Source organism: Desulfobulbaceae bacterium (assembly GCA_015231515.1).
In the GTDB taxonomy this organism is placed as follows: domain Bacteria; phylum Desulfobacterota; class Desulfobulbia; order Desulfobulbales; family VMSU01; genus JADGBM01.
The window spans coordinates 1-4,173 of sequence record JADGBM010000181.1 but is presented as its reverse complement, the minus strand read 5'-3'; the positions used below and the strand labels follow the sequence as shown (position 1 = coordinate 4,173).

At 45.2% G+C, this 4,173-nt stretch carries 6 protein-coding genes; 1 reads left to right on the top strand and 5 read right to left on the bottom strand.

Annotated features, from left to right (window positions below; translation table 11 throughout):
• Positions 1–235 precede the first annotated feature (235 nt).
• Positions 236–643: a cytochrome C gene (locus tag HQK80_15795; protein ID MBF0223655.1), complete on the top strand. Its 408-nt coding sequence runs from the start codon at positions 236–238 to the stop codon at positions 641–643.
• On the opposite strand, the gene HQK80_15790 is transcribed toward HQK80_15795, so the two are convergent.
• The 5 genes from HQK80_15790 to HQK80_15770 form a co-directional block, all read right to left on the bottom strand.
• Complete coding sequence (locus HQK80_15790; protein MBF0223654.1) at positions 597–1,004, bottom strand: hypothetical protein; 408 nt, start codon at positions 1,002–1,004, stop codon at positions 597–599. The two genes, HQK80_15795 and HQK80_15790, sit on opposite strands and share 47 nt — an antisense overlap.
• Before the next feature lie 575 nt (positions 1,005–1,579).
• Positions 1,580–2,404, bottom strand: a complete 825-nt coding sequence (locus HQK80_15785; protein MBF0223653.1) for a CPBP family intramembrane metalloprotease — start codon at positions 2,402–2,404, stop codon at positions 1,580–1,582.
• Between the two features lie 292 nt (positions 2,405–2,696).
• A complete protein-coding gene (locus HQK80_15780) occupies positions 2,697–3,455 on the bottom strand; it encodes a hypothetical protein (GenBank protein ID MBF0223652.1) in 759 nt (252 codons plus the stop codon).
• Between the two features lie 186 nt (positions 3,456–3,641).
• Positions 3,642–3,920, bottom strand: coding sequence for a putative addiction module antidote protein (locus HQK80_15775; GenBank protein ID MBF0223651.1), 279 nt, complete (start codon positions 3,918–3,920; stop codon positions 3,642–3,644).
• 152 nt (positions 3,921–4,072) lie between these two features.
• Positions 4,073–4,173 (bottom strand): LacI family transcriptional regulator (locus HQK80_15770; protein ID MBF0223650.1); only part of this gene is annotated, 101 nt, incomplete at its 5' end.

Here is a 4,173-nt window from a genome sequence, read left to right as displayed (position 1 = left end):
CAAGCCCCCTGGAAGGTCTTGGGCTGTGAGCCGTTGGTCTGGGTGCCATGTGCGGTGTCGAAAACTTTACTGTGTCTGATCCTGTCTAAAAACCCACAGAAATCAGTTACTTTCATTCTAAATTTTTGTCAACCTCAAATTGATTTGTGTTTGACTTGTCTTGCCGTTCTCGTTAGTATTTTTTTACCCGAGAGGGAGTGGCCATGTTTATGAGTTGTAGAGTGGAGGGGGCGGTATGGTATCAGTAAGAGAACTATTGGCAGCCGGTATCTCGGTGATTGTTTTTTTCACGGTTACGGCCTGTGTCGTCACCAAGGCCGCACATCACGGCTTTCTGCTGGATGCTGCTGACTCCCAGGCCTGTGTTGAATGTCATTATGGAACTGGTGATTTAGGTGTAGGCCCAGGCCTGAAGAAGTGCAGCGCCGACTTGGAGAGATCGCACCCGGTGAATATGGCGTACCCTCCAGCTGGTAAGGATAAACTATTCAACAGTGCGGCGTTTATTCGAGAAAAAGGTCTTGAGCTCACTGACGGCAAGATGATCTGCCTCTCGTGTCATAATTTGAGGAGAGGTTTAGCAAAACACCTGGCCGTTACCAATAGTGGCAGCCAGCTCTGCCTGACCTGTCATCGTATGTAGTCTGGCTTTTATTGAGATTGTTGTGATGGTGGATATCTGTTCCGATACTCCTCGGTGTCCGTTCGCCTTTCTCCTCTGTTAGTGCCAAAATATCTGCGGGGTGTTTTTCTTCGATCCTTACCGGATCGTCGTTCTTTAGTTTTACGACTATTTCAAGGGATACTGAAACAGTAGAACCTATAGAAGGTTGAGCACACAACCCCCAGCTAAATACCCAGGCGTCTCTGCCTTGAAAAAACAATTTCATTTCAATCGGCTCCGGCATTCTTGGCAGGCGCCCTGATATTGCATTCTTGGCTGCGAATTTTATGGAGTCTATTTGCTTCTTAGTGAGTCCGCACGATATGTCAAATTTATCCATCACAAATTTCCTCGCACTTTACTTCTGCAATCACGATACCCTTATTCATTTTGTTTGTCTTAATCATGGGCTATAATCTTTAGTACGCCTATCGGCCCTGAGAACTTGCCGAAAGCGAACTGGAATTTGGTAATGTCATGTAAATACCCAAATAAGCAAAGCCAACAAACCGTCGTGCTTGCGGTCTGTGATAATTAGGTGGTTCGGCGATTTTCACCTTTTTATTTGTTGCTGGCGAGGGGTTAAATAAATCCGTTCACTTTTTTCCTTTTGTCAAATGTGTAGACCTTGTACCTGGTTAGTTAAAACGAGCAGTTTGATAGCCTACATATCCGATTCCATCGTGTCAGCGAGAAGGTGTTGTAATAGTGTCCGCTTCTGTATTGTGTGCAGATACAATACCTGATGGAGTGATTTCAGCATTAACAAATTGATAATTACCAGTTTCATTATTATCCGGCGCCTGCCCAACTCCGATACTGCATATTCCCATTCCCCTCTTTCGGAGGGGTGCCCGAAGGGCGGGGTGGTATAACTCCCAAATAGCTAACGCCGTTTTAGCCAACGGTTGACTTTCAATGCGGGATCACTTCCACTACAGCACCTTGTTTTTTTAACATATTATTACGTTTCCGCCAGACGACTAGGACAGCAACAATAATCAACAGGTATGTGTCATAGGGCTGGGCGTCAGGAAAGATAGGATTCATGAGTGAGAAGTGGAATAACGCCGAAAGCAAAATGCTGCCTTTCGACTCATTGAACAGTGCAGTTACGATGACGCTTATCGCCAGGCATCCAGCAAAGAACGCTGTGAATGACCACTCGCTCTGCTGGGTTCCGCTCAACAGGAAGGCTGGCATATGCCAAAGCCCCCAGATGGCTCCAAGAATCAGTCCGGCCCATAGCGGAGCAAATTTTCTTTGCAGAAGAGGAAGTGCGAGCCCCCTCCAGCCAAACTCTTCTATTGGGCCTTTGATTGCGGCAAGGACCAACGCCGCGACCAAAGACTGAAAGGACGGGAACGGAAAGGGTTCAGTGAAAAGGTTTCCCCTGAACCAAGAGCCACCGATGAAGATCAAAGGTATGCCAATGATCAGAAAAGCGTACCAGGCAGCACTGCAGCGCCAGAGCAACACTCGCCCTAAGAAGCTCTGCAGGCCTGTAAATCCGCCGTGGCTGACAACGAGGATGAAGGATGCGATAGCAGGCGCGTATACGGCTAGGAAGAAAAGCGGGTGATTGCCGGTTAGTTGTCCGAACACCGCACCCATTCGTTCTGGAAGAAGGATGTACAGCCCAAGGATACCCCAAGCCAATCCAAATGAGATCAGTAGAAACGGGGTGAATGAACGAAAGGGAACTCGGTATGGTTCACGCACCGGGATATCTTGGGGCATGTGTTTGTTCCTTTAGAGAAATTGGGGGAGAGAAATTGGGGTCCCCTAAACACTGCTTTCTCCCTTCAGTCAAATGTGTAGACCTGGCCCCAGGTTATGCACAGGGTGGTGAGGGGGCTGGGGGTTAAAAACCCCCGGCTACCCGATTAGAATCTGTATTTACGATACATTGTGCGGAGCATGATGTTGCCTGCGGATGTTAATTCATCTCTTTGGTTGATAAGCCCTTCCTGTCGTAAGACATCAAGCGCATCTGGAGGCAATGAAGAAAAAAACCTACGTGAACGATTCTTTAGAGCCTCAAAAGATGCCTTCCGACGAAAAAGATCGTGAAGTTCTGGGTGGTGTATATCTTTTCCATGATTGGGTGCCTTATTTCGTGAAATCCCTCCATCATATCGTTTTCCATCATGTGCAGTTGACTTTGCAAATGGTCCCTATCTACCTCCATTTCTTGGATACGTTTTTGGGCCATATCTTTTTCCGCAGCTAACTCACCCATCTTTTGGTAAAATTCTTCTTTATCCTTCTGCTCTAACTTAGCTTTTTGGGTCAGAGTCTCAAGCATTTTCCCCATTGCCTTATTGGCTTCTTCGAGCTTTCTTTTCTCCTCTTCTTCCTTACCCTCAGTCTCTTTTACTTTCTTTTCGATTTCATCTGATGAATTTGATATACCATCAAAACGTGACTGAATGCGGCCGTATCCTTCGTCAATATGTTTCAATCTCTCGCCAAAACGCTCTTCGATACGCCCTAAAATTTCAGATGTTTTCTGAGTAAAGTTGTAAATATTGTCATAAAACTGGTTGGTGGAATCGGTTGACTTAAAATAAAAAGCTACAGACATTGCCATTGCGAACAAAGCCAAAATCATTGCAAGTAAATCTGAAAAATCAAATTTACTTAAATCAAAGCTAATGCTGGACAACGATATCCGCCAAGCAACAACTGAAAATATTATTATTATAGAAATTTTCAGGGCTAGACTTGTTAATTTTTTTATTTGCCATTCAGCTTTTTCAAATAGAGACTCTTTTGGATTGTCGGCCATGTTGTGTCCTCGATTTATTAAAATTCTAACGACCGTAATCACCTGCCCAAAGGGGACTAAGAGGCAGGCAAAATTAAATTAAACACCGGACAACGCACACTGGAAAAACTAGCCCCTTTGGGTCAGCGTGAATTGCATGGTTGGAACAGCCGTATCACCATTGAAACTATGAACTTGAATAAACCATTAAGCAACAGCCAGCTTACAACCAAGAGCCTTGGTGATTTTGCTGATGGTAGCAAATTTGGGGTTGCCATCACCGGACAGGGATTTATAGAGACTTTCACGGTTCAACCCTGTTTCCTTCGCAATTTTCGTCATCCCTTTCTTTTTAGCTAGGTGACCAAGGGCAATAAGAAAAATTTGAGGGTCATCGTCCATAAATGCGTTACTCAGGTATTCGTTGACCTCTTCTTTTGTTTCCAAATAATCAAGAGGGTTGTAAGGGCTTGTTTTGACTTTCATGATCTCCTCCTATATTGCTGTCGCTATCTTCCTTGCTTTTTGAATGTCCTTTTCCTGTGTCGATTTGTCCCCACCACAAAGCATTAGGATTATGGTATGTTTTCTGGCACAGTCGGCAGGCACAGTCGGGGTCAGGTCTTGAAAAATCGCTTTTACCTGCTATCTGCCACGACCTTGCTGACCGTTGTATAATGAATGCCGAGGCAATCGGCAATCTCTTTCAACGTATACCCATGGGTGATGTGCGCCTCCA